This window comes from Saccharothrix sp. NRRL B-16348 (assembly GCF_001280085.1).
Lineage (GTDB): Bacteria > Actinomycetota > Actinomycetes > Mycobacteriales > Pseudonocardiaceae > Actinosynnema.
In genome coordinates this window covers 22,268-46,463 of sequence record NZ_LGED01000217.1, presented here as the reverse complement: position 1 = coordinate 46,463, position 24,196 = coordinate 22,268, and the positions used below count along the sequence as shown (strand labels likewise).

General features: G+C 72.8%; 20 protein-coding genes and 2 pseudogenes. 7 read left to right on the top strand and 15 right to left on the bottom strand.

Features of this window, described 5'->3' with window-relative positions; genetic code table 11:
- Positions 1-217 precede the first annotated feature (217 nt).
- A pseudogene (locus ADK67_RS53985) lies at positions 218-1,372 on the bottom strand (glycosyl hydrolase 115 family protein); the annotation flags it as partial.
- Here ADK67_RS53985 and ADK67_RS52815 point away from each other — a divergent pair.
- Positions 1,320-1,685 carry a hypothetical protein gene (locus ADK67_RS52815; protein ID WP_063797757.1) on the top strand — a complete coding sequence of 122 codons (366 nt, stop codon included), beginning with the start codon at positions 1,320-1,322 and terminating at the stop codon, positions 1,683-1,685. The pseudogene ADK67_RS53985 and the gene ADK67_RS52815 sit on opposite strands and share 53 nt — an antisense overlap.
- A gap of 109 nt (positions 1,686-1,794) precedes the next feature.
- Here the strand turns inward: ADK67_RS52815 and ADK67_RS29250 are convergent, their stop codons facing one another.
- On the bottom strand, positions 1,795-3,063 hold the full coding sequence (locus ADK67_RS29250; protein WP_053719754.1) for a glycoside hydrolase: 1,269 nt from the start codon (positions 3,061-3,063) through the stop codon (positions 1,795-1,797).
- 189 nt (positions 3,064-3,252) lie between these two features.
- Positions 3,253-4,521 carry a LacI family DNA-binding transcriptional regulator gene (locus ADK67_RS29245; protein ID WP_082403985.1) on the bottom strand — a complete coding sequence of 423 codons (1,269 nt, stop codon included), beginning with the start codon at positions 4,519-4,521 and terminating at the stop codon, positions 3,253-3,255.
- A gap of 188 nt (positions 4,522-4,709) precedes the next feature.
- Between ADK67_RS29245 and ADK67_RS51330 the strand changes: the two genes are divergently transcribed.
- The 4 genes from ADK67_RS51330 to ADK67_RS52810 all read left to right on the top strand — a co-directional run bounded on the left by ADK67_RS51330 (position 4,710) and on the right by ADK67_RS52810 (position 8,836).
- Entirely contained in the window at positions 4,710-6,029 is a 1,320-nt protein-coding gene (locus tag ADK67_RS51330) for a tachylectin-related carbohydrate-binding protein (RefSeq protein ID WP_157620922.1), read from the top strand.
- 56 nt (positions 6,030-6,085) lie between these two features.
- Entirely contained in the window at positions 6,086-7,315 is a 1,230-nt protein-coding gene (locus ADK67_RS48320; RefSeq protein ID WP_231648408.1) for a M23 family metallopeptidase, read from the top strand.
- A 64-nt stretch (positions 7,316-7,379) separates the two neighbouring features.
- Positions 7,380-8,351 carry a magnesium transporter CorA family protein gene (locus ADK67_RS29230; protein WP_231648407.1) on the top strand — a complete coding sequence of 324 codons (972 nt, stop codon included), beginning with the start codon at positions 7,380-7,382 and terminating at the stop codon, positions 8,349-8,351.
- 41 nt (positions 8,352-8,392) lie between these two features.
- Positions 8,393-8,836, top strand: coding sequence for a DUF4342 domain-containing protein (locus ADK67_RS52810; RefSeq protein ID WP_063797756.1), 444 nt, complete (start codon positions 8,393-8,395; stop codon positions 8,834-8,836).
- 120 nt (positions 8,837-8,956) lie between these two features.
- Here the strand turns inward: ADK67_RS52810 and ADK67_RS29220 are convergent, their stop codons facing one another.
- The 5 genes and pseudogenes from ADK67_RS29220 to ADK67_RS29200 all read right to left on the bottom strand — a co-directional run bounded on the left by ADK67_RS29220 (position 8,957) and on the right by ADK67_RS29200 (position 12,206).
- Entirely contained in the window at positions 8,957-9,802 is an 846-nt protein-coding gene (locus tag ADK67_RS29220; RefSeq protein ID WP_053719753.1) for a hypothetical protein, read from the bottom strand.
- Positions 9,803-9,935: 133 nt separating this feature from the next.
- Positions 9,936-10,697: a DUF899 domain-containing protein gene (locus ADK67_RS29215; protein WP_053719752.1), complete on the bottom strand. Its 762-nt coding sequence runs from the start codon at positions 10,695-10,697 to the stop codon at positions 9,936-9,938.
- 122 nt (positions 10,698-10,819) lie between these two features.
- Positions 10,820-11,143: pseudogene (locus tag ADK67_RS29210) on the bottom strand (metalloregulator ArsR/SmtB family transcription factor); the annotation flags it as partial.
- 5 nt (positions 11,144-11,148) lie between these two features.
- Entirely contained in the window at positions 11,149-11,580 is a 432-nt protein-coding gene (locus ADK67_RS29205; RefSeq protein WP_053719751.1) for an SRPBCC domain-containing protein, read from the bottom strand.
- Positions 11,581-11,687: 107 nt separating this feature from the next.
- On the bottom strand, positions 11,688-12,206 hold the full coding sequence (locus ADK67_RS29200; RefSeq protein WP_053719750.1) for a hypothetical protein: 519 nt from the start codon (positions 12,204-12,206) through the stop codon (positions 11,688-11,690).
- Positions 12,207-12,405: 199 nt separating this feature from the next.
- Here ADK67_RS29200 and ADK67_RS29195 point away from each other — a divergent pair, with 199 nt between their 5' ends.
- The gene (locus ADK67_RS29195) at positions 12,406-13,425 is read left to right on the top strand and encodes an ATP-grasp domain-containing protein (protein ID WP_053719749.1); all 1,020 of its coding nucleotides are present in this window, start codon (positions 12,406-12,408) and stop codon (positions 13,423-13,425) included.
- On the opposite strand, the gene ADK67_RS29190 is transcribed toward ADK67_RS29195, so the two are convergent.
- The 7 genes from ADK67_RS29190 to ADK67_RS51320 all read right to left on the bottom strand — a co-directional run bounded on the left by ADK67_RS29190 (position 13,395) and on the right by ADK67_RS51320 (position 23,029).
- On the bottom strand, positions 13,395-14,930 hold the full coding sequence (locus ADK67_RS29190) for a thiopeptide-type bacteriocin biosynthesis protein (RefSeq protein ID WP_053719748.1): 1,536 nt from the start codon (positions 14,928-14,930) through the stop codon (positions 13,395-13,397). The two genes, ADK67_RS29195 and ADK67_RS29190, sit on opposite strands and share 31 nt — an antisense overlap.
- Positions 14,927-16,036, bottom strand: coding sequence for a hypothetical protein (locus ADK67_RS29185; protein ID WP_053719747.1), 1,110 nt, complete (start codon positions 16,034-16,036; stop codon positions 14,927-14,929). Before ADK67_RS29185 ends, ADK67_RS29190 begins: the two co-directional genes overlap by 4 nt.
- Entirely contained in the window at positions 16,033-17,703 is a 1,671-nt protein-coding gene (locus ADK67_RS29180) for a TOMM precursor leader peptide-binding protein (protein WP_053719746.1), read from the bottom strand. The genes ADK67_RS29185 and ADK67_RS29180 overlap by 4 nt, the downstream gene beginning before the upstream one ends.
- Positions 17,703-19,304 carry a hypothetical protein gene (locus ADK67_RS29175; RefSeq protein WP_053719745.1) on the bottom strand — a complete coding sequence of 534 codons (1,602 nt, stop codon included), beginning with the start codon at positions 19,302-19,304 and terminating at the stop codon, positions 17,703-17,705. Before ADK67_RS29175 ends, ADK67_RS29180 begins: the two co-directional genes overlap by 1 nt.
- On the bottom strand, positions 19,301-20,377 hold the full coding sequence (locus tag ADK67_RS29170) for a lantibiotic dehydratase C-terminal domain-containing protein (RefSeq protein ID WP_053719744.1): 1,077 nt from the start codon (positions 20,375-20,377) through the stop codon (positions 19,301-19,303). The genes ADK67_RS29175 and ADK67_RS29170 overlap by 4 nt, the downstream gene beginning before the upstream one ends.
- The gene (locus ADK67_RS29165) at positions 20,374-22,788 is read right to left on the bottom strand and encodes a lantibiotic dehydratase (protein ID WP_053719743.1); all 2,415 of its coding nucleotides are present in this window, start codon (positions 22,786-22,788) and stop codon (positions 20,374-20,376) included. Before ADK67_RS29165 ends, ADK67_RS29170 begins: the two co-directional genes overlap by 4 nt.
- A 70-nt stretch (positions 22,789-22,858) precedes the next feature.
- On the bottom strand, positions 22,859-23,029 hold the full coding sequence (locus tag ADK67_RS51320) for a thiazolylpeptide-type bacteriocin (protein ID WP_157620921.1): 171 nt from the start codon (positions 23,027-23,029) through the stop codon (positions 22,859-22,861).
- 411 nt (positions 23,030-23,440) lie between these two features.
- Between ADK67_RS51320 and ADK67_RS29160 the strand changes: the two genes are divergently transcribed.
- A complete protein-coding gene (locus ADK67_RS29160) occupies positions 23,441-24,133 on the top strand; it encodes an AfsR/SARP family transcriptional regulator (RefSeq protein ID WP_053719742.1) in 693 nt (230 codons plus the stop codon).
- The last annotated feature ends 63 nt before the right edge of the window (positions 24,134-24,196 follow it).

The window sequence follows — 24,196 nt, the reverse complement described above, 5'->3', positions numbered from 1 at the left end:
GCAACGTGCGGCCCACCGCCTGGGCCTTGGCCGCCAACGACTCCCACTCCGCCGTCACCCGGTCCAGCTCGCCGTAGTTCTCGATGCTGTACGGGGTCATCGCGTCGTCGGTCGTGATCGCGCCGGTGGCGCCGCGGGTGTAGCGGCGGTTGGTCGCCTCGGGCTTGCGCCGCGCTTGGAGCTGCCCGTACGTGTGCAGCACCTCGGCGATCACGGGCGCGGCCTGGTCGCCGAAGTTCTGGGCGGCGTACTCCCGGGTCCAGTCCTCGATGCCGTCGGCGGGGATCGCGTCGGGGTTCCAGGCGTAGTCGAGGAAGAACTGGGTCGGCGCCTCCTCGTTCTTCAGGTCGCCGACGTTGACCACCCAGAGCCGGTCGATGCCGTACTGGTAGGACAGGTTCAGCTGCTCGCGGGTGTTGGCCAGGTTGATCGTGTCGACCCACTTGTAGTTGCGGCCGCCGCCGACGTAGTCGAAGTGGTAGTACAGGCCGTAACCGCCCGCGCGTGGGGCCAACGCCGGGTCGGGCACCTTGCGCATGTTGCCCCAGTTGTCGTCCGCGAACACGACCGTGACGTCGTCCGGCGGGCGCAGGCCGCGGTCCCAGTAGCGCTGGACTTCCTTGTACAGCGTGAAAACCTGCGGAATCCGGTCGAGCGGGGTGCTGCTCTCGCGGTCCAGGATCCGGCGTTGGCTCGCGATGATGTCCCGCATCAGCTCGACACCGTCGCCGTCGGGCAGGCTGGTGTCGCCTTCACCGCGCATCCCGAGGGTCACGACGCCTTCGAACTTCTCCTGCTCCATGCGCTTGACGCCGTCGGCCCAGTAGTCCTGCACGGCGGTCGCGTTGCGCACGAAGCTCCACTCGCCGTTGCCGCCGTAACGGGTGGGGTTGCGCTTCCACTCCTCGATGCCGCGCATCATCGGCGCCTCGTGCGAGGTGCCCATCACCACGCCGTAACGGGTGGCGGTGGCGTGGTTCTGCGGATCGTCCTCGGCGAACGCCCGACCCCACACCGCGGGCCACAGGTAGTTGGCCTTGAGCCGGAGCATGGCCTCGAAGACCTTCTCGTAGTACAGGCGGTTCAGCCCGCCTGCCTGGCCCGGCGCCAGCCCCGGGCCGAACGTGGCGCGTGCCCACCGGCCGGTGGAAGGGTTCTCGTCGTTGATGAACACACCCCGGTACTTCACCGCCGGCGTGCCTTGCGTGTGACTGCCCGGCCGCACGTACAGCGCGCTGTGCTTGCGTGCGGGCACGTCGTCGAAGTAGTGCCACGGCGACACACCGATCCGGCGCGACACGTCGTAGGCGCCGAAGATCGTGCCGCGCTGGTCGCTGCCCGCGATCACCAACGCCCGCGCCACGCCGGCCATCGGGTTCTCGACCACCTGCTGCAACGACGTTTCCCACTTGCCGCGGATCCGGTCGACGTCGAGCTTCCCGGCGGACACCAGCCCGTCGATCAGCGTGCTGCGGCCGAGCGTGCCGACCAGCACCACCTCGCCGGACGTCGGCGTGCCCGTGGAGACGGCCGGCCGCACACCGGTCACCCGCTCGACGTCGTCACGCAGGTCGTTCACCACCCGCACCACGCCGGCGTGGTCGCCACCGCTGACGAACAACGGCGCCGCCTTGCCGTTCGCGGCGAGCGTGAACCCGCCGTCCACCGGGGCGAACGAGACGTAATCGCCCTCGGCGGCCGACGCGTCCGGCGCGCGGGCCGTCATCACGACGACCGGCACCACCGCCGCCGTGACCACCAGGCCGAGGAACGCGGACACCACTGGCGAGCGGCTCATGAGCGGACCTCGTAGGTGATCAAAGAGCGGGCGGGGACGGTGGAGGTGAAGGAGCCGTCGGTGTTGCGGAAGGCGGCGACCTTCACGTCGGTGTTGGCGGCGGTGGCGGAGACCCTGGTCGCGCCGGGTCGGATGTAGCGGCTGTAGTTGGCCAGCGCCCACAGGCGCTTCGAGGTCTGGAACGAGTCGCCGTTGAGCCGGATCAACGGCGAGTTGGCGGTGCTGTTGGCCGCGCCCCACCAGTGCAGGAACGCGCTGACGTTCGCCGCCGTCAAGGCGGTCATGGTGCGGTCGGCCCAGGTGTAGCCGGAGCCGGCCGACCCGTCGTCCCACGCGGTGGTGAACGGGTCGAAGTTCGCCCACTCGGTCATCCAGGTCGGCTTGGCGCGCTGGGTGAACGGTGTGGTGGGCGGCGAGCTGTAGCCGTGCCCGCTGGCCACGTCCAGGGCCGAGAACGCGGCACTGTCGCCCGCGATGGTGTTCACCATGCCGTTGCCGTGGTTCCAGCCCATCGCGTCGCAGCACACGATCTTGACGTCGAGGCCGTTGGCGCGCAGCCGGCCGTCCAGGACCTTGACGAAGTCCGCGGCCTGCGCCCCGTTGACGATCATGCTGGAGTAGGTGGTCTTCAGCTCGGGTTCGTTCACGAAGCCGAGGTGCGTGATCGGCACCCCGGAGTCGCGGTTGAGCTGCACGTACTTGACGAGGTAGTCGGCGTACGCCTGCCGCCAGTCGTTGGCGCAGCTCGTGCCGGGCATCCCGCACAAGGTGCCGCCGTTGGCCTCGTCGCCGTTGGTCTTCATGTAGCCGGGCGCGCTCCACGCGTCGGCGTAGATCGTCCGCACGCCGTAGGCCATGGCTTCCTTGGACAACCACACCTGACCGCGGTCGGTGCCGTCCCACCGCCAGGTCGGCGTGGTGCTGGGGCTGCTGGGTTTCGTCGGCGCGATCGTGTTGGCCGCGCCGGAGTCGATCAGGTTGCGCAGGATGCTGAAGCCCGCGCCCCGGTTCCGGTCGAACAGCAGGTCCAGCACCTGGCGCTGGTTGGCCGCCGACAGGCCCAGCGCGCCACCGAGCACCTTGGCCTGGCCGAACGCCTGGGAGAAGCCGAAACCGTCGACGCGCTGGTACGTGGTCGCGGTGTTCACCGTGACGGCCGTGGCCGCCGAGGCCGTCGGCGCGCCGGCCAGGGTCACGCCCGCCGTCGCGATCAGTGCCGCGGCGACGGCGGGCAGCCGTCGCCGTTGGAAGATCGTCTGGAACATCGTCGTCCCTCCGAGTCGCTCCCGCCTGGTGCGGAAGCTAGGAGTGCGGAGGGGAGGACGGCAACCACGGCGACAGCCCGGCAACGCGGGGGTGGAAGGACGAGTCCGCAGGTCGAAAGCTTTCGATCAGTTGTGGAAACGCTTCGTTACTTCACTCGTTCGGCGCAGCCGGCATTTCGGTATGTGGACTCACTTCGGCGGCGCGGTGCTGTCCCGGACGATGAGGGTGGTGGCCAGCTCGACCCGGGTCTGACCGGGTGTCCGGCCCGCGGCCAGGGTCAGCACCAGGTCGGCGGCGGCGGCGCCCATCTCGACCATCGGCTGCCGCACGGTGGTCATCGGCGGCCCGCACCAGCGGACGGCCGGGATGTCGTCGAAGCCGATCACGCTGAGGTCGTCGGGGATGCGCAGGCCTGCCTGCCGGGCGGCCTCGTAGACGCCGAGCGCCTGCAGGTCGTTGCCGCACAGCACGGCGGTGGGCGGGTCGGGCAGCCGCAGCAGCTCCTGGGCGTGGTTGAACCCCTCCTCGAAGGCGAACCACTGCCCGATGCGCACCAGCCGCTCGTCCAGCGGCACGCCGTGCTCGGCCATCGCCGCCCGGATGCCGCCGAGCCTGGCCCGCGCGCACATCCGCTCGGCTGGACCGGCGATGACGGCGACGCGGCGGTGGCCGAGGGAGAGCAGGTGCCGGGCCGCCGCGATGCCGCCGCTCCAGTTGGCCGCGCCCACCGACGGCACCGAGTGCTCCGGCTCGCCCGTCGGGTCCAGGGCCACCAGCGGGATGCCGCTGGTGGCCAGCAGGCCGTGCTGCTCGCTGGTGAAGCCGAGGTGCACGACGACCACGCCGTACGGCTGGCGTGACAGCAGGTCGTGCGCCCAGGTCCGGCCGGTCGCCGACTGGCGCGCGGCGTCGGTGAAGCCGACGGCCAGCCGGTGCGCGCCCGCGACCCGCTCCACGCCGTGCATGACCTCGACCGCCAGGTAGCTCTGCATGCCGAAGAAGACGACCTCGATGCTCGGCGACCGCACCACCGCCTCCGGCCGCCGGTAGCCGTGCTCGCGCAACGCCGTCTCGACCCGCCGCCGGGTCGTCGGCGCCACCCCGGGACGCCCGTTGAGCACCTTCGACACCGTCGGCGCGGACACGCCGGCCAGCCGTGCGACCGCCGCGACCGTCAGCTCGCCCCTCTTGCGCCCGCGTGGCCGCGCGCCCGTGAGCGCGGCCGGCCGCCGCTCCTCGGTCCGCGGGTGGCGCAACGCCTCCACCTCGTCGAGCAGCCGGGTGCGGACCGCCTCCGCCTCCCGGTCGGCGCCGGGCCCGGCGGGCACCGTCTCGGTCAGGTACCGGCGCTTCCCCGAGGCGGGGTCGACCCCGGCGTAGACCCGCACCCGCAACGACCCGCTCGGCAGCCGTTCGATCTCGCCACGCGCCTGCCGCCGTGCACCGGGAGTTCCCATGGAGCCATCATACCGAAAAGGTAGCTCCACGGCGACCGGCAATTAGCTCCACGGAACCGGCTCTCGGGCCGGGCCGTTCGACCCTGCGCCGGCCCGCTCGCCCGCTCCATGCGCCGGATTAGCGACTTGTTAGAGCGTCCTGTGAGGGTCCCGCTCGCAAGGTGGGACTCATGGGGAGAGGACGCACGATGCCCGGAACCATCACCAGAGCGGTGACCGCCGTGTTCGTCGCCGCCGTCGCCACCGCGACGATCACCGTCACGGCCGCGCACGCCGAGACCGCGCACACCGGGACGGTAACGGTCGCCTCGACGATCGGCGGGCAGATCACCAGGACCGAGGTGCTCGCCAGGGCCACCGACTGGTACCACCGCCGCCACGACGCCGACCTGACCTACGACCAGGGCGCCAAGGCCTGGGACGTCGGCCGCACGCGCCAGTACCGCCGCGATTGCTCGGGCTACGTCGGCATGGCGTGGCACCTCGGCTACGACCCGAACACCGACGGCCTGGACGAGTCGAGCCTCACCGTGCCGATCTCGCGGGCCGACCTGCGCCCCGGCGACCTGCTCAACGACCGCGTGAACGACGACGGCGGGCGCTACCCGTACCACGCCATCCTCTTCGGTGGTTGGGAGAACGCGGCCAAGACGTCGTTCTGGTACTACAGCTTCGGCTCCACGCCGATCGACAAGGTCACCGGCGCGTCGTTCGGCCAGTCGTCGCTCTCGGGCCACCCGACGTCGCACTACCGGGCGCTGCGCTACCGCAAGATCGTGGACGACAGCGTCTCCGGCACCGCGTCCGTCTACGGCGTCCTGGCCGACGGCCGCCTCACCTACACCGCGATCGACGCAGCCAACGGCACCCGCACGCACGGCGCGGTGGCGTCCGGCGCGTCGTTGGGCTTCGTGCCGAAGGCCATGGCCACGTTGAACTTCAACACCGTGCTGGTCACGTCGTCCGGTGGTCAGCTCTACCGGGTGGACGTGATCACGAACAACACGTCGTTGACGTTCAACGCGCCGGTGCCGCTGGGTGGTGGCTGGACGCACGACCTGTTGGCCTACGACGGTCGCGGGAGTCTGTACGGCATCGCGGCGGGTGCGCTGCGCCGGTACACGATCACGGCGAACAAACCGGGCGCGGGCGACATCACCAGCGACGGCCTGATCGACACCGGTTTCACGCTCAAGACCCTGACCGCGACCGGTCCCGACTGGTTGCTCGGCACGACCAGCGGCGGCGAGCTGCTGTCCTACCGGATCCGCGGCGCGGGCGACTGGACGCGCTATGAGCTGAAGTCCTCGACGTGGCAGGTGTTCACCGACCTGGTCTCGCCCGGCGGCGGCGTCTACTTCGGACACAACGCCGACGGCGGGCTCTACCACTACGTCGACGACAACCCGTACGACGGCAGCGGCGCGGACCTGCGCGGGCTCGACGCCGTGGACGCGCAGGGCTGGTCGCAGGTGCTGCTGTCCGCCCAACCGGGCACCGTCGCCTGACCGAAGGAGGATGCGGACATGAAGGTGCGGAGGGGATCGTCACGGCGGTCGTGGTGGTGGCCGCGAGCATGGCGGTGACCGTGCCCGCCCAGGCCGCGGCGCCGTTGTTCCAGCTGCCGTTCCCGTGCGGCCAGACGTGGCGGGGCGACTCGGACGGCAGCAGCGCCCACGAGTCGTGGGAGATCGACTTCAACCGCGGCTCCGGCGCGGACGACCTCGGCGACCCGGTCGTCGCGGCGGCGGCCGGCACCGTGCGGGCGGCGGCGCACCAGGGTTCGGCCAACGGCTACGGCAACCTGGTGAAGATCGAGCACAGCGGCGGCTACTTCACCTACTACGCCCACCTGAACACGATGGCGGTCCGGGAGGGCCAGAGCGTGGCGCAGGGCGCGACCATCGGCTCGGTGGGCGACACCAGCCGTCCGGGCAACAACATCAGCCCGCACCTGCACTACGAGGTCCGGCTCGGGACCGGCTACCCGGGCAACATCCAGCCCGCGTACTTCGACGGGGTGCGGTTCGGCTACCCGGACCAGACGTTGACGTCCCGCAACTGCGGCGGAGGCGTGGCGGGCACGGCGTCCATCTACGGCGCGACGTCCGACGGCCGCATCACGTACACGGCCGTCAACGCGGCCACGGGCGACCGGACGCACGGCGCGGTCGTGTCCGGCGCGTCCTTGGGCTTCGTGCCGAAGGCGATGGCCACGTTGAACTTCAATACCGTGCTGGTCACGTCGTCCGGTGGTCAGCTCTACCGGGTGGACGTGATCACGAACAACACGTCGTTGACGTTCAACGCGCCGGTGCCGCTGGGTGGCGGCTGGACGCACGACCTGCTGGCCTACGACGGCCGCGGGAGCCTGTACGGCATCGCCGACGGTGCGCTGCGCCGGTACACGGTCTCGGCCAACAAGCCGGGCGCGGGCGACATCACCAGCGACGGCCTGATCGACACCGGTTTCACGCTCAAGACCCTGACCGCGACCGGCGCGGACTGGTTGCTCGGCATGACGAGCGGCGGCGAGCTGCTGTCGTACCGGATCCGGGGTGCGGGCGACTGGAGCAGGTACGAGCTGCGGTCGAGCACGTGGCAGGTCTTCCGGCACCTCCTGTCTGCCGGTGGCGGTGTCTACTTCGGACACAACGCCGAGGGCGGGCTGCTGCGCTACACCGACGCGAACCCGTACGACGGCAGCGGTGCGGACGTGCGCGGCCCGGACACCGTGGACGCGCAGGGCTGGAGCCAGGTCCTGCTGTCCGCGCAACCCGGCACGGTCGCCTGATCGCGCGTTCCCGGCCGCGGCCCTCGCGCCGCGGCCGGGAACGTCCGTCGCTACTGTGGGTCACGTGCCACGAAACCGCCTGTACCGCGACGGCACGCTCGCGGAGGAGGACTTCCCGCTCGCCGACGTGCCCCGGCTGCTGCGTGACGAGAGCGCCGTCGTCTGGCTCGACCTGTGCGGCCCGTCCGAGTCGGACCTGGCGGTCATAGCGGACGAACTGGGCCTGCACGCCATGTCCGTGGAAGACGCCCTGGAGCACCACGAGCGGCCCAAGCTGCACCAGTACGACACGCACCTGCTGGTGAACGCGTACGCGGTGACCCTGGACGAGGCGTCGGGCCGGTTGGCGACGGCGGAGCTGTCGGCGTTCGTGACGCCGCGGGCGTTGGTCACGGTCCGCAACGACGACCGGTTCGACCTGGACGCCCTGACCAGCCGGTGGGACGAGTCGTCGAGCCTGGCCGGCAGCGGGGTGGGTTTCCTGCTGCACGGGCTGCTGGACGTCGTGGTGGACAGCCACTTCGACGCCGTGCAGGCGCTGGACGACCACGTCGAAACCCTGGAGGACCTGGTGTTCGCCGAACGGCCGGACGACACCGACACGCAGCGGCGGGCGTTGGCGATGCGGAGGTCGCTGGTGACGCTGCGCCGGGTGGTGCTGCCGATGCGCGACGTGCTCAGCGGCCTGATGCGCCGCGACCACGCCGTGGTGGACAGCCGGATGACGCCGTACTACCAGGACGTCTACGACCACGTGCTGCGCGCGTCGGAGTGGACGGAGTCGTTGCGGGACATGGTCGCGACCATCCGCGACACCCAGCTCAACCTCCAGGGCAACCGGCTGAACCTGATCATGAAGAAGGTGACCGGCTGGGCCGCGATCATCGCCGTGCCGACCGCCGTGACCGGCTTCTACGGTCAGAACGTGCCCTATCCGGGCTTCAACGAGGTGTGGGGCTTCTGGGTCTCCACGATCGCCGTGCTGCTGCTGTCCGTCGGGCTGTACGGGCTGTTCAAGCGACGCGACTGGATCTGACCGACCGGCACACGGCAGGATGGCCGGTGAAGGGGGTAGACATGACGGAGCAGGGTGATCGTCAGACGCCGGGTGTCGAGGCGTTGACGGAGAAGATCAGGCAGCTCGTGCACGAGGGGAACACGCGCCGGGTGGTGGTGCGCAACGGCAAGGGCGAGCCGGTGCTGGACATCCCGGTGACGGCGGGCGTGGTGGCCGCGGTGGCCGCGCCGGTGGTGACGGCCGTGGCGGCGTTCGCCGCGCTCGCGGGGCCTTGGTCGGTGGGCGTGGAGCGCCCGGAGGCCGCCGCCCCGACCGAACCCGAGCCGGACACCACCCCACCGGTCGACGCCGACACCGACACGGGCGCTGATGCGGACACCGCCGCCGACGCCGGCGCTGATGCAGGCACGGACGCCGACACCGATGCCAGCGCCGACACGGACGCCGGCGCTGACACCGATGCCGGTGCCAACACCGGCAACACGCGGTCCGCGGAGGGCTGAGAGCCGATCCCTGGCGGGCCCGCGACCTCGCCGCCGGCGCGGCGATGCAGCCGCGTCGGCGGCGGGCGCGCGGGAATACCGTGACGGTTTACCGGAATCGATGTTTCTGCGGTATTCCCGTCACCGGTCCACGCAGACGACCCGCCCGATCGCGTACCACTCGTGCGCGAAACCGTCGTCGTCCTCCCAGACGTCCAGCTCGTACCACGACGTGCCGGTGGCCCAGATGTTCGGCAGCACCTGCCCGGCGGGCGTCACGCCGGCCGCGCCGATGAACGACCAGCCCGCCGACAGCCGCCGCTGGTCCGAGTCGCACCGCACGTCGAACCACTTGTCCCACTGGTTCACCGGCGACGTCGCCGTGCGCAACTCCTGGCCGGGCAACGGGTCCGAGCACACCGCGTAGGTCGTCAGCCGCCAGGTGCCGCCGTAGCCGTCCGGGTCCTCCATGCCGGTCACCGCGACGCTCGTCAGGTCCGGCGCCTGCGCGACCTGGTTGACGTGCACCTGGCCGGCGCCCTGCGTGTTCCACCCGGACGCGAGGAGCTTCTTGCCCGCCGGGCACGTCGCGCGCACCTGCTTGTTGGCCGACGTGGCGTCCGATGAGGACTGGACGACGGTGTGGCCAGGCACGGGCAGCGCGCACATCGCCTCGACGATCAGGCTCCACTCGGCGTCGGTGCCGTCCTGGTCCTCCTGGGCGAGCGCGACGACGGACGTCGCCGACGGGATCAACGCGGTGATCAGCACGTCACGTCTGGCGCCGCGGGCGTAGGCGAACGCGCCGATCAGCTGCTTGCCCGCCGGGCAGGACGCGGAGTTGACCCGGCTGACGTACGACGAGGGGCCGGCGGGCGAGGACAGGACCAGTTCGTCGCCGGGGATGGCGGCGGACGCCGGTGGCGCGACGACCACTACGGCGGTGACCGCGGCCAGGAGGGCGGTCAGGGTGCGGCGGAACGGCATGGCGACCTCACGGGGTGAGCGGGACGGCTACACCGTGCGAGACGCCCCACCACGCCCGTGGTTGCCGTGCCGGGCCGCGCGGAACGATCCGGTGCGCGAGGACCGGATCGTTCCGCGCGGCGCTCGGCCGCCGTCAGTGGCAGCAGTCGCCTTGGGTCGCACCCACCCCGACGGAGGCGGCGAGGGCCTCGGCCTCGGCATTGGCCCGCCAAGCCTTCGACGGGCCCGAGTCGGTGTACGAGTCGTGCCAGTTCCACCACGTGTACGCCGGGGTCTGGGGGTAGCCCTCGGGCGAGTCCTCCCACTCCTCCTGCCTGCCGAGCGCCGTGATGTCGAGGTAGCTGAACGTGCTGCCCAACGCCTCGTCGCCGCGTTCGTTGACGAAGTAAGTGCGGAACACGCGGTCGCCCTCGCGGATGAAGGCGTTCGTGCCGTGCCACTCCTTCACGCCGAAGTCTTCGTCGAAGTCGTCGAGCATGGTGACCCAGGGCATCCGCCAGCCCATCCGCGCCTTCAACCGCTCGATGTCGGCCTGCGGCGCGCGCGAGGCGAGCACGAGGGTGGTGTTGCGGGCGTTGAGGTGGGCGACGTGCCCGACCTGGTCGGCCGTCACGAGCGAGCAGCCGGGGCACGCGTGGTCGGGCCAGCCGAACACGCCGGGCTCGTAGAACGCGCGGTAGACGATCAGCTGCCGGCGGCCCTCGAACAGGTCGAGCAGGCTCATCCGGCCGTGCTGCGTGTCGAACGCGTACTCCTTCTCCACCTCCAGCCACGGCATCCGCCGACGTGCGGCGGCCATCGCGTCCTTCGCCCGTGTCAGCTCCTTCTCCTTCACCAGCAGTTCCTGGCGAGCTTCCTCCCACGCGGACGCGGAAACGATCGGAGGGGTCTTCATCGTGGGTGTCCACCTTCCCAGTTCAGGTTGACGCGCACGGCCCGGCCCACCGTCGAGGCGGGCGGTCCGTGATCAGCCGCGGTTGTTTCGGATTCAGCTGGGACCGCGGTGGGGACGTTGCGGTCGAGGTGATCTTTCAGCGCGCTGAGCGGTCCGTCCCAGTCACGTGCCAGCGACGCCAGGTACTGCTGTGCCACCTGCATGGGTGCGGAGCGGAGGCGGAACCGCACCCGGCGCCGTTCGCCGGGTTCCGCCAGCACCAGGCCCACCTCGGTGAGCAGGCTGAGGTGCTTCGCGATCGCCTGCCTGGTGACGGGCAGGCGATCGGCCAGGTCCGTGGCCGTGGCCGGGCCGCCCGCCGCCAGCGCAGCCAGGATCGCGCGCCGGGTCGGATCGGCCAAGGCGCTGAAGACCTGTTCGGCGACCGCTTCGACGTCGGGCGGCATCGAGGTCAGGCGGATCCGAGGTGGTCGACCAGCTCTCCCAACTCGCTCTCCCAACCGTGGGCGTGCGCGTCGTAACCCTTGCCGTGCCCGTCCTCGGGCAGTTGCGCGAACCCGCTCTCCACGACCTTGAGCCGTGTGCCCGCGCCGACCTCTTCCAGGGTGAACTCGACGTACGTGCGCCGCGGGTCGTTCGCGGGCATGCCGTAGACCGGCCAGGTGAAGGCGAACACCGTCGGCTCCTCCACCCGCTCCACCCGCAGTTCGATCGTCGGCCCGTCGAACCAGGACATCCGGGCGGTGCCGCCCGGACGCAGGTCGATCGTCGCCTCGTCACCGAACCACGTGCCTAATCCCTCGGCCGTGGTGAGCGCCGCCCAGACCTTGGTCGGGGGTTGAGCGATCTCCACGACCCGCTCGATGCGATCAGGAAAACCCATGACGGCCTCTCGCGAATAAGCAACCTTACGATTGCCGAGCGTATCGCAACCAATTGGTTGCGTCCACGTGGGCGAGCGGTCTCGATCGGGTGGTCCAGAGCGGGTTCCTAGAGGCCCACGGTGAGGGCGCCGACCAGGGACAGCTGGGAGACGCCGGTGGTGGCGCAGCTGATCGGGTCGGGGTTCAGCGCGGTGAGCTGCATCTTCGCCGGTTCGGTCGCGAACGTGCCGTGGTTGATCGAGCCGAGCAGCACGATGACGATGTTCGCGCCGACCCGGCTGGACGTCCGGTTGTACGAGTAGGTGCTCGGCGTGACGGCGGGGTCGGTCCACGTGAAGACCCGCGTGCCCGCGCCCTGGTAGAACAGCGCGGTGCAGGTGTAGTTCGGCAGCGTGGCGGTCTCGGTGTAGGAGCCGGTGGCCGCGGCGCCGTTGGTGCAGTTGAAGAGTTGGCCCTTGACGGTGACGCCCACCGTCTTCGGGGTGTTGGTCACCGGTTCGCTGAAGGCGACGACTTCGTTGACCAGGCAGACCTGCTCGTCGGCCGCGTGCGCCGTCGACGTCATGCCGGACAACGTCGCGGTCACGGCCAGGCAGGCGGCGGCAGCGGCCTTGCTCGCGTTCATCCGGGACCTCCGGTGCGTCGACGGCGGGACATAGGGGTCATCGGCGAGCCTGCGCGTCCCGTTATCAGCTGATCACCGGATGTCACCCGTCTGGGCGACGGGGGCTGCCGCGTGGTGATCGCCATTCTTTCGAGTGATATCGCGGCCCGGGGCGCATGGCGGGCGGGCGGCGTGCCACTCCACACCCGGAGGTGGCGCCATGGTCCGGGTGGGCACGTTCCTGCCTGCGCGTCCGGCCGACGGCGCGCCCGGCAACGGCGGCGTCATCCCGCCCGACGACCACGCCACGCTGATGGGGCTGCTGTCGGAGCTGCCCGACGTGGAGTTCGCGCACGGGCTGGACTTCCGCGACTCCCACATCCGCCAAGGCCGCGTGCACTGCGGCGACGTGTGCCTGAACGACCTGGACCTCTACCTCTGGTACGTCGACTTCGCGCGCAAACCCGGCAGCTACGACCTGGACGCGCTGCTCACGCTGAAGCGCGACACCGCCGTCGTGCCGGACCCCGAGCGGATCGCCGTCGCGTTCGACAAGCACTGGGCGTCCCTGACGCTCGCGCGCGCCGGTGTCCCCGTGCCGGACAGCGTGCTGGTCAGCCAACGCAACCTGGACGCGGCGGCGCCGGTGATCGAGGAGTGGGGGCACGCCGTGCTCAAACCGCGGCGCGGCTGCTTCGGCTGGGGCGTGCTGTTCATCGACAACTTCACCACGCTCAGGGACGTCGTCGGCTACATCGACTCCGAGACCACCGAAGGACGGGTCCGGGGCGTGCCGTCGTCGGGACCGGCTCGCAGCTACCTGCTGGAGCGCTTCTACCCCAACAGCCCGGACGACTGGTTGGGCGTCACCGTCGCGGGCGGGGAAGTGGTGTACGGCTTCCGCAAGAGCCCCGACCGCCACGTGCGGTGGAACGACTTCGCCTGGAAGGTCTACGACGCGGAACGGGGCGGCGGCGCGGTCGAACACCGGGACGTGCCCGCCACGCACGCCGAACTGGCGCTCCGGGCGCAACGGGCGTTCGGCCTGCCGCTGCTCGGCCTGGACTTCATCCGCCACGACGGCGACCTCGTCGTCGTGGACGTCAACACCGGTCCCGCGCTCTACCCCGACCTCTTCCGGGCGGCGGGCCGGTCGCTGCCGCACGAGCTGCACCGCGTCCTCACCGCCGCGATCGACCGGACCACCGGTCAGCCGGCCGCGGCCAGCGGCATCAGGTAGACCAGCGCGTCGTCCACGCCGTCCAGGCACAGCACGTCGTGCGCCATGTCGTCGTAGAAGCCGCCGATCATGCCCAGCGCCAGCCCCGACGACGCGGCGACGAGCGCGAGGTTCTGCGCCAGGTGCCCCGCCTCCGTGAACGCCAACCGCAGCGCCCGCAGGCCGTAAGCCCGGCGCAACGCGCCGACCCGCGCGTAGAGCGCCAGCACGGCGGGTGTCGTGGCCGGATCGACCCGGCCCTCCCCGTCGCCGAACCACATGGAGCTCGCCCGCACGTCGTCCACCGGCGGCGCGGGCGCGACGTGGACCAGCGTCCGCCGCGCCTCGTCCACTTCGTACACACCCGGCTCCAGCCCGGTCACCCGCAACGCCACCACCCGCAGCCGGGCGCTGTGCCGCCCGCCCGCGCTCGGGTACGGCCTGCGCCCGTCCGGCAGCGCGCCTTGCGCGGTCCACAGCAGGGTCGCCAACTGCCCGGCGTCGAGCGACCCGGCCAGCTCCGCGCCCCGTGACGTGTGCCGGGTCAGCAGCGCGTCGGCCAGGCCGCCGGTGACGGGCGCGACCTCGGGCAGCGGCACGTCCGGCCACCACGGGAGCGTGGTCGGCGGCGCGACCCCGACCTTGAGCGGACCCTGGTCCGGCACGCCCGAGTGGAACCGGCTCGCCGCCAGGTAGCGCCGGTCGGGCGCGGTCGCGCCGTCCTCGTGGAACGGGGTCGGCCCGTCCGGCGCCTCCGCCGTCATCGCCACCAGCCGGCAGACCGTGCGCTCCTCCTCCGGGTCGAGACCCAGCCGGTTGCACAGCATGTGCAGCTGCGAGGCCCAGACGTACCGCGGCAGGTCCGCCGCCCGCACCCGGTCCGCCCAGTACGCCACCGCGCCCGTGGCGCTGGTTTCGAGCCGGTCCCAGCGCGCGGCGAGCTGGGCCGCGCGTGCCTCGTGCAGCTTGCGCGCGGCGACGTGGGAGCCGAGCGCGGGTGGCGCGACGGGCTCGTGCGCCTGCCGCCACCCCGTGGCCAGGGAACGCAGCCACGACGCGGCCTCGACCCGGTCCAGCTTCAGCGCGGTCGTCGTGGCCATCACCAGCTCCACCGCCGCGGTGAACTTCGCGCTCGCCGACCGCAGCACGGCGACCGCCACCTCCGTGCTGCGGCAGAACACGTCCTCGGCCACCGGCAACGCCTCCGGCCCGCCGTAGCGCGCCACCTCCGGCTCGTACGGCGTCTCCCGGACGTCGCCGTGCGGCAGCCAGTCGGCGGACCCGGCCGTCACCGGGTGTTCGGCCTCCGCCACCAGCGAGCGCAACCGGGCGGCCAGGTCGACGGTCGCGTCACGCGCCCGGACGCGCAGGTGCGGGCCGCCCTCCCAGTACCGGACGTAGAACCAGTCGGCGATCCGTCCCGCCGCGCGGTGCCCGTCCAGTTCGGGCGCGAGGACGTCGGCGATGAACGCGTCGACGTCCTCGACCGCCCACGACAGCCGCACGTGCAGGCTGGTCCACGTCATCGCGTCTCCAGTGGGGTGAGGTCGTAGGTGAAGCCCGTGCCGCCACGGGAACGCCCGGCGAGCAGCAGGTAGAGCAGCGAGTGCGAGGCGGGCGCGCCGACGACGGCCTCCAGCGGACCGTCGTCGGTGCTGCGCGCCGGCCGGCAGAACGCGCCCGCGCCGGCCGCGGCCGTGGACACGTGCTGCGCCACCGCACCGGCCGCGCGCAGCAGGGCGCGGTAGCCGTCCGGACCGTCGGACGCCACCGCGGCGGCCGGGTCGCCGGTCGTCACCAGCGCGAGGTTCATGGAGGCGACGTGGATCGTGCCGGGCGGGTGCCCGAACACCGGCCGCAACCCGGCCACCGCCGGCCCGGGCGACACCAGCCGCAGCCCGCCGGCCACGGCGTACCAGCCGTCGGCGACGCCCTCGACGTTGCGCACGGCCAACCGGTGCCGCAGGTCGTCACGCACGGGCGACCCCGACGGCGGGTGGTTGACGGCCTCGACCACGGCGTCCAGCACGCTCGCGGGCAGCGGTCGGGGATCGGCCGCGATGCCGCGCGGACCCACCCCCGAACTGCGCGGTGTGACGGGAGCCTGGTCGCGCGGAGGAGCGGGGGCCCCGTCGAACGTCACGGTGACCGTCAGCCCCGAGACGCGCGCCACCAGACCGAGCCGTGCCGCGTGCTCGACCAGCGCCGCCGCGACGTGGCCCACCTCCAGCTCGGTGAGCACGTCGCCGAACTCGCGGTAGCCGGGGGAGAGGCGGTCACGCCTGCGGACCAGCTCGATCCGCACCGGCCCGTCGACCACCGGCGTGCCGTCGCCGACCAGCGCCCGCCGCACCGGGTCGAGCACCCACCGCCCGGCCAGCACCAGGTCGACGGTGGCCGCGGCCCGTGCCGACGGGTACGCCCGGTGGTCGTTGTACTGGTTCCACGGCTCCCACCGCAGCGGTGTCGCCACGTCGGTCAGCAGACGTGCCAACGCCGCGCCGAACCGTCCCCGCAACGCCGTCAGCGGCACGCGCGGCCCTTCGGGAGCCGCCGTGCGCGGCGACGCCCCGGGCTCGACCACCCGCCCCGGCCCATGGGTGTACGCGGCGAGCAACGCGTCGGCGTTCACGGGAACGGGTGGGGCAGCGGGGTGCCGGCGAGGCGCAGCCGCGGTAGGCCGCGCGTGCGCCGGTTCGGCTCGCCGAACGTCATCGGCACGGCGCCGGGCACGATCACCTTCGCCGAGTGCAGGCCGAGCCGGTCGCGCACCACCGGGTCGCTCTGGTCGACCGCGATCACCTCCAGGTCCAACGCCGCCCACTCGCGCACGTAGTGCTCCAGCAACGCGTCCAGGTCGTCGCGCGGCACGTCGGGCACGCGCAGGTCGACCTCCGGGCCGGGCACCAGGAAGTCGTGCCGCTCGGCGGCTTCCGCCAGGCCGTTGACGTTGACGTGGTCGTCCATGGTCCGGATCAGCCGCGGTTCGCGCAGCAGTCGCCGCAGCCGTTCCGGGTCGTAGTCGCCGGGTTCGACGCGGTAGCGCTTCGCGCCCGCCTCGACGTCCATCGCCACCTCGGCCGCCGCCGACCGCATCGCCGCGTCCGGATCGAGCCCGGCGCCCGCGGCGTAGAACGCGTGGGGCTCCCTCGGAGAACGCGCCAGGGACAGCACCGACGGCACGCCGAGGTCGTTGGTGGCGTCGTAGAGCTCCAGCCGGTAGCCGAGCTGCTCCAGCCGGTCCGCGATGTGCGCGGTGACGTCGTCGCGCACCCGCAGGCTCCGCAACGGCGTCCGCTGGTACCAGGCCATCAGGAACGCGTCCCGCTCGGCGACCTCGAACATCCCGTACAGCACGGCTTCGGTGAGGCTGTTGCCGGTGCCGCACCCGTTGGACGTCTCGTCGACGAACCGCGTGCCGTCGCCGTGACCCCAGTAGGCCACGTGCTCCGGCACCGCGACCGGCCTCCCGTGCGTGTACGACCAACCGTGCACCCACCGGGTCCGCACGTCCGGGTGGTACGGCACGACGTGCGGCGACTCGTGGTCGGGCAGGCCGAGGCGGGTGGGGTCGAGCGCGCGGTCGCCCAGCTCGGCGTACGACGCCTCCAGGACCGTGGTGACGCGCCGGGGCTGCAGGCCCGCGTGCCGTTCCACCGCTTCGTACAGCGCGACCCGCTCGGCCTCGGCGTAGTCGGCGGTGCGGCCGAACCCGGCCTGCCCACCGCCCAATTCGGCGCTCACCGCCGCCACGGTCAGGTCGCCGATGCGGTGCATCCCGCCGACCGGGCCGTGCCTGAGGTCGAACAGCTCGCGCCTGAGGGCGTCGCCCCCGGTGAGCGGGTTCGGGCCCCGCAACGTGCCCGGCACCACCGGAACGGGCCCGCGCACCACCGTTTCCGGGCCGTCCTCGGGCAACGGGCCGCACGTCGCGCAGCCACCGGACCGTGGCCGGACCCGGTGCTCGCCGACGGTCGCCAGATCGGTCCGCAACGCCAACACCTTGTCGCGGTGCGCCTCCGGGTCGGCCAGCACGCGCTCGACCAGCACCGCGATCAACGGCCGCAACGCCGAGGACGCCGAGCCACCCAACCGCATCCGCCGGTCGTCGCGCGGCACGGACGGGCCGAGCGTGGCCAGCCGCGCTTCCTCGGCACAGCCCACGCAGACACCGCCCGACACCGGACCGATCAGCACCAGCGCGCCGTCGAACCGCACCGGCAGCACGGGACCGTCCACACCGATCGCGTCCAGGTCACCGATCGTGTAGTCGCGAAGTTCCACCACCCGCACGTTCATCAGCCCTCCACCGCGAACGCCACCACACCGGCCGCCTCCAGCACCGGGCCGAGGTGCACCGGCTTGACATCGGCCGCGAGCGCCCGCAGGTCGTCCTGGAACGCCTCTTCGCCGTCACGGAGCCCGTACGGCCAGTGCCAGTCCCGCGTGGTCCACGGCGCGGCTGCGCCATCGGGCTCGGGGAACGGGGCGGCGCCGCAGAGCACGACGGGCTGTGCCGGTGCGGCCCCCGCATCGGCTCCGGCCTGTGCCTTGCCATCGGCCCCCGCGGCCCTCGCGGCGGTTTCGGCCTGGGTCCTTCCGGCGGCGGCCATCGCGGCGAAGGCGACGGCGTCCGCCGGTTCCGACTCGACCGCCCAGGACAGCTCCTCACCGCCCGCCCGCACCACCGCACGCACCACGCGCGGACCCAGCCTGGTCACCTCGACCTCGGCCGGCAGGGCGAACCGCAGCGTCACCGCCTTCCACCAACGCCGGGCGGTCGGGTCGGCGGCCCACTCGTCCTCGGCGACCGGTGTGCCGTGCAGCGGCCGGACGGCGGTGCGCAAGGCCAGCCCGAGCGCGTGCACCCGGTCCGCGCCGAGCACCACACCGTCCGGTGCGAGCGCACGCGCGGCGCGGAGCAGGGCGTCGAGCCGGGCGGCGTGCTCGGTGGCGCCGAAACCCACCACGTCACCGGCCGCGGCCAGCTTGACCGGCAACTGCGGCAGCTCACCGGGCAACGGGGTGGGCACCGGCCCCAACTCCCGATCACCCAACACCTCCAGCACCGCGCCGCCCGGCTCCCGCGGCCGGACCGCCGACAGCCACGGGTGGTACTCGGCGTGCAGCGGGTCGACCCGCGCGACCAGAACGGCTTGGTGCGGCGGCCCGGCCGGCGGCACGTCGCTCCACATGTCCACCACCTCGGTGGACGGGTCGGGCAAACCGCCCAACGCGCACACGAGCCGGTGCGCCGCGGCCGACCCGACCAACGCGGCCAGCACCTCCGGCGGAGCACCCGGCGCGCCGGCCAACCGTTCCGCCACCGCCACCGCGTCGGCCGCCACGTCCACGACCGAACCCGGCGCGACCACGAAACCGACATCGGCAGCACACCCGGCGGCGACCGCGTGCGGACCCACGACCACGAGCAGACCGGCACCCGGCCGCACCGGCGCAACGTCCACTCCCGCGGCGACGAGCGCACGGTGGGCGTGAGCGGCCAAGGCGCCCTCACCGGTCACGGTTACCGTCGCCGACCGGAGCCGCCGCCACGCCTCGACCGGTGACGCCGCAACGGATTCCAGCCAGCTCGCGATGTCCTCCGGCGGCGCGGTGCCACCCCACTCGGCGGGCACCTCCACCAGCATGTCGTGCTCGTGCAACTGGCCGATGAGCAGCTCCAACGCCCGCGCCACGGCCGGCGGCGCGTTCTCCGGCACCGCCAACTGCGCGGGCGGCACGCCGTCGGCCAGCGGACCGGCCAAGCGCTCCCAGATCGTCCACAGCCCCTTGCCGCCGTCGAGGGAGAAGCTGGAACGCCACCCCCGCACGTGCAGGCCGGTCGCGGTGGGCGTCGCGTGCACGATCGGCCGCAGCCGCAGCAAGTTCCCGCTCATCGGGCCACCTTCGTCATCTGTGCCACGTGGTCGGACCAGTCGATCCCGGTGATCCGCTGCACGGCCCGCACGACCAGGTCGGCCGCCAGGTACCGCTCGACCGGCGTCACGTCGCACACCGCCAGCAGTTGGTAGAGCATGTTCGTCCCGAACCGGTAGACGGTCACGGGCCGCTGGTAGTCGGGGTGGTCGAAGTCGACCTCCCGCAACCGGGTGTGGTAGTCGCTGATCCGGTCGGTGTGGTCGCGGTGCCAGCGCCGGATCGCCTCGTCCTCGCCCAGTTCCAGCGCGCGCTCGCCGAGGTGCGCCGAGTACGCGGTGGGCAGTTCGCCGCGGTCGAACACCTCCTCGGCCAACGCCCGTGCGCCGTCCGTCCACGCCACCCACGGTGTCGCGACCGAGCCGTCGGCCACCCCGCGCACGGTCTCCACGACCTGCTCGGCGTTGCGCTCCCACACGCCGTCGAACCGGTCGCGCAGCACGCCTCCGGGATCGCTGTGCAACAGGAAGCTCTCCAGGTGCGACAGGAACGAGTGGTAGCCGTTGACCAGGCCCGCCGGGAACCGGCTCGCGTGCGCCGTCATCGCGACCATGGCCAGCCGCACGCGCGACTGGCTCGTGCCGTCCACGGCGACGGCGTCGCGGATCGCGGGCACGCCGAGCCGCAGGCACCGGGTGCGCAGGTCGACCAGCACGTCGGTGACCAGCAGTTGGCGCAGGGCCGTGAGGTCCGTCGGTTCGACGACCACGGTGTTGTCCGGGTGGATCGGCTCGTACGGCGGCGGCACGAGTTCCGCGATCCCGTTCTGCTTGGCCTGCGCGAGCAGCACCGCGTGATCCAAGTCCACTGTGGACGGCCGGGTGGCGAGGTGGGCGCGCAGCCGTGACGCGACCAGTTCGGCGGCCTCGTCCGGCCCATCCAGCCGCACGCGCACGTGCGGCCCGTGCAACCAGTGCCGCTCGACGTGCCCGGTCGCGCCGGAGCGCTCCGCCTCCGCGAGCGCGGGCAGCACGGCTTCGCGGAGCAACGGCGCCTTCACCGGGTTGTGGTAGTAGCAGACGACGTCGGTCACGAGGCCCTCCAGTACGTTTCCGCGATCAGTTCGACCACCCGGTCGCCGCCGACGCCGGGCACGGGCAGCGCCTCGGCCAGCCGCACGCCGTCCGGGAACCGCGCCAGCAGGCGCGGCAGGCAGCGCAGGTGCAGCGGGTCGCCCAGGTCGGCGTACTGCGGTTTGCCCGCCGTGAGCGCGTGCCGGTAGGCGTCGGCCGACATCGGCGCCCGGTCCGGTCCGACGAAGACGTGCTCCGGCAACCCGTGCCGGGCGCGCAACCGGGCCACGTCGAGCGCGGCCCGTTCCTCCGCGCCGATCACCGGCGGGACGGCGAAGTCCCAGGAACGGCGCGCCAGCACGACGTCCCCGTACGTCAGCCGGCCGCGGACCGTCACGCCGTCGTCCGTGGTGGCCGCGCGCAGCCCGTCGAGGTCGACCCACCCGGAGGTGAGGTCCGAGTACAGCGCCACCTGCCGGTCCGGCAGGGCCACCGGGATCAGGAAGCCCAGGTACAGCACGTCGAGCGGGACACCGCGGTGCGTCACCCGGACCTCGTCGGCCACGGGGTCGTGCCGCACGTCCAGCTCGTCCGCCACGAGATCGGCCCACCGGGCGTCCTCGCCGACCTCGCGCGCGTCGAGCATCGGGTGCAGGTTGGCGTTGAAGCCCCGCACCGGCCGGAACTGCACGGGGTCGGTGGTGTGGCGGCGCACCTGGCGGGTCACCGCGTCGCGCGCGCCGGGCAGCAGGTCGAGGAAGCGGCTGGTGAACTTGCCGAACCCGGCGTAGACGCGGTTGACCACGAGCCGGCCGTCGTGGGTCGGCTGGGCGAAGAAGCCGTACGAGCCGGTGCGCCGGGTCGCCCACGCGGGCAGCAGGTCGGCGGCGGAGGCCAGCACGTCGTCGGTGACCACGCCGTCGTGCACCTGCCCGGCCAGCTTGTCGCGGGTCTCGACGACCGCGCGGACGTCGGGGTCGTCCACGGCGTCGGGGACCATGGAGTCCTGCCAGGCCCGCGACAGCGGCGCGGAGCAGTCCGCCAGGGACGCCACACCGCCCTCGCCGAACCGCTCGACGAACCTGGTCCGGATCAGCCGGCGCAGCAGCACGTGCTGGTCGAACGCCACCAGCAGCGGGGTCAGGCGGGTCAACGCGGGCGTGGCGCCCGGCGGCACGGGCACCGGCTCGGGCAGCACCACGTCCTCGACCACCGGCGTCACGCCGGTCAGGTCGGCACCGACCCGCTCGCCCAGGTCGCGCCAGCCGGCGGAGAGCTCCGCGAGCACGGCCGCGCGGTCCGGCGGCCCGGCGGTGGCGAACGCGGCGGTGGTGGCGGCCAGCGCGGTCAGCCGGCGGGCGGTGTCGCCGTCGGCCGGCGCCAGCCAGGAGGCCAGCGAGCCCACCGCGTCAGGGTCCTGCGGGTCGATCGGGGACACCGGCACCAGCAGGCCCAGGTCCAGGGTCTTCGCCACGAACCCGCGGGCCGTGCGGTCCGCGTCCGGCGTGGTCAGCTTCGCCGCCAGCGCCGCGGCGATCCGGTCCAGGGGCAACCCGGCCGGCCCGGCCTCGCGCACGACCTCGGCCACGAACCGCAGCGGTCGGGTCGCCGCGATGTCCACCTCTTCCTCCCGCACCACCGCCGCGCGCCCGACACCGTCGGCGGGGATGTCCCGGCGGAACAGCAGGCGCCCGTCGCGTTCCCGCAACGCCGGCGCGAGCCGGTGCGGCAGCCTCGGGCCCAGCGCGTCGACCAACCTCGTCACGAGCAGTCGGTGCACGGCCGGGTGCGACACCGGCTCCGCCGCCGGCCACGGCCCTTCACCCCACACGCCCCAGCCGACGTGCGTGTACCAGGACAGCGGGCTGGTCTTGGACGTCGCGCGCAACGCGTAGCGCAGCACGGTCGGCTCCGCCTTGCGCGCCTTGCGGTCGGGCTCGCCACGGCCCCGCGCCGTGCGGTCCAGGCCGTGCAACAGGTCCGGGCCGGTCAGCACGCTCGCGCGGCGCAGCGCGTCGGTCGCGCACACCTCGGCGAGCCACGCGCGTGACGCGGCCAGGTCGTGCGGCCACGCCGCCAGCGCCGCGTCCACCGCCCGTGCCAGCTCCTCGTGCGCCGCCAGCCACCGCGCCAGCAGCGGCACCCGTTCGGGCAACGTGCCCCACTCCGCCGGACGCGGGACGCGGCCGTTGTGCACGTCGCGGCGCAACGGCAGCACCACCGCGCGGTGGAACGCGGGGGAGTGGCCGTCGGCGCTGTCGTGCAGGGCGTCGGCGAGGTCCGGTGCCAGCGCGGCGATCCGGGTCTCGGCCGCGACGACCGCCGCCAGGCCCGCCCGGAAGTCCGACGGGACCGGCCGGGGGTGCGGCAGCGCGGCCACTCGGACCAACGCGTACGGCGCGAGTTCGGTGGTGGTGCGGTCAGTGGCCATCCGGTGCTCCCCGTGGTGTGGGCCGGGAGCGCCCGCGCGCGGACGCCCCCGGCTCCGGCTCGACTCGGCCCTACACCGGCAGCGTCGGCAGCTGCGGCTGCTGACAGCAGCAGCACGAGGTGCTGCTGCACGAGCACGCCGCCGCCGAGGCGCCGGTCTCCGGCAGCGCGACGGCGTCGCGCATCGCGGTGACGGCCAGGTCGCCGAGGTCGAGTTCCGAGTCGTCGAAGGTCAGGTCCATCGGGTCACGTCCTTTCTGGAGGGGTGCGGCGGCGCCGGTCGGCGTGCCGCGTCGGTCGACTCCCGTTCGGGACTGGTCCCGGCCCCGCCGACCGGAGCGCCGCGCGCGTGGCGTTGCGGTACTCCGAATCGGGATCCGGCGAGGTCATCGGGCGCCTCTCCGCGGAACGGGCGTCGGGCCGCACGCTTTCACCTGCCGGTATACGTCCGGTATGCGTTGCGGCAGCCGGTGGATCAGGCGGGTCGGCCTCCCGTCGCGCACCCGCGGGCACGACCTACCGTGTGCGGTGACTGATAGGGGTTCGACGTGGGGAGATCCGGGGTGTCGACTAGTTCGACGTCGCGTGTGCGGGAAATCGACATCAGGCTGTTAGCCGGGCCCGCGGTGAGCGGGCCGGAGAGGACCGGGGTCGTGCCCGGCGGGGTGAAGTCGCGGACGTTGTTGGCCGCGCTGGCGTTGGACGCGGGTTCGGCCGTGTCCACCGAACGCCTGATGGACTACTTGTGGGAACGGGAGCCGCCGCGCAGCGCGCTCAAGAACCTCCAGCTGTACGCGTCACGGCTGCGCCGTTGCCTGGACGCCGCGAACGCGGGCCTGTCGCGCCTGCTGGTCCACGTCGGCCACGGCTACCGGCTGGACGTGCCACCCGAGGCGGTGGACGTGCTGAGCGCGGGCGGGCTGCTCCGCTGCGGCGTGGACTGCCTGCGACGCGGTGATCCGCACGCCGCCGTGACGTCGTTGACCGCCGCGTTGTCGGGGTGGCCGGTCGACGGGCTGGTCGGGCTGGTGCCGTCGGGTCCGGCGACGGCGGTGGCCGCGTTGTGGCGGGAACGCCGGATCGCCGCCGTGGAACACCTGGCGACCGCGAAGGTCGCGCTCGGCGCGTGGGAGGAGGCGGCCGACATCCTGGCGCCGCACGCGTCCGCCCACCCGACCCGGGAGTCGTTGCAGGTGCTGCTGATGCGCGCGTTGGCCCACTTGGGCGACCGCGTGGGCGCGATCGACACCTACCGCCGGCTGTGGCGGGTGCTGGACGCGGACCTGGGCATCAGGCCGGGCCGTGAGGCGCGCGCGGTGTTCGAGGGGTTGCTGAGCAACGCCTGACACCTCCGATGGGGTGCCCGTCGACGCTCGACGCGTTCGAAGGGTTGCCGGCCGACCCTTTCG

What these genes read in the sequence shown, in the direction of transcription:
- ADK67_RS29180 (WP_053719746.1), bottom strand. Translation starts at nt 17,703, where the DNA reads ATGAACGTGCGGGTGGTGGAACTTCGCGACTACACGATCGGTGACCTG.
- ADK67_RS29175 (WP_053719745.1), bottom strand. Translation starts at nt 19,304, where the DNA reads ATGAGCGGGAACTTGCTGCGGCTGCGGCCGATCGTGCACGCGACGCCC.
- ADK67_RS29205 (WP_053719751.1), bottom strand. Translation starts at nt 11,580, where the DNA reads ATGGGTTTTCCTGATCGCATCGAGCGGGTCGTGGAGATCGCTCAACCC.
- ADK67_RS29190 (WP_053719748.1), bottom strand. Translation starts at nt 14,930, where the DNA reads ATGACGTGGACCAGCCTGCACGTGCGGCTGTCGTGGGCGGTCGAGGAC.
- ADK67_RS29250 (WP_053719754.1), bottom strand. Translation starts at nt 3,063, where the DNA reads ATGTTCCAGACGATCTTCCAACGGCGACGGCTGCCCGCCGTCGCCGCG.
- ADK67_RS29165 (WP_053719743.1), bottom strand. Translation starts at nt 22,788, where the DNA reads ATGGCCACTGACCGCACCACCACCGAACTCGCGCCGTACGCGTTGGTC.
- ADK67_RS29195 (WP_053719749.1), top strand. Translation starts at nt 12,406, where the DNA reads ATGGTCCGGGTGGGCACGTTCCTGCCTGCGCGTCCGGCCGACGGCGCG.
- ADK67_RS51320 (WP_157620921.1), bottom strand. Translation starts at nt 23,029, where the DNA reads ATGGACCTGACCTTCGACGACTCGGAACTCGACCTCGGCGACCTGGCC.
- ADK67_RS52810 (WP_063797756.1), top strand. Translation starts at nt 8,393, where the DNA reads ATGACGGAGCAGGGTGATCGTCAGACGCCGGGTGTCGAGGCGTTGACG.
- ADK67_RS29245 (WP_082403985.1), bottom strand. Translation starts at nt 4,521, where the DNA reads ATGGGAACTCCCGGTGCACGGCGGCAGGCGCGTGGCGAGATCGAACGG.
- ADK67_RS29220 (WP_053719753.1), bottom strand. Translation starts at nt 9,802, where the DNA reads ATGCCGTTCCGCCGCACCCTGACCGCCCTCCTGGCCGCGGTCACCGCC.
- ADK67_RS29200 (WP_053719750.1), bottom strand. Translation starts at nt 12,206, where the DNA reads ATGAACGCGAGCAAGGCCGCTGCCGCCGCCTGCCTGGCCGTGACCGCG.
- ADK67_RS29215 (WP_053719752.1), bottom strand. Translation starts at nt 10,697, where the DNA reads ATGAAGACCCCTCCGATCGTTTCCGCGTCCGCGTGGGAGGAAGCTCGC.
- ADK67_RS51330 (WP_157620922.1), top strand. Translation starts at nt 4,710, where the DNA reads ATGCCCGGAACCATCACCAGAGCGGTGACCGCCGTGTTCGTCGCCGCC.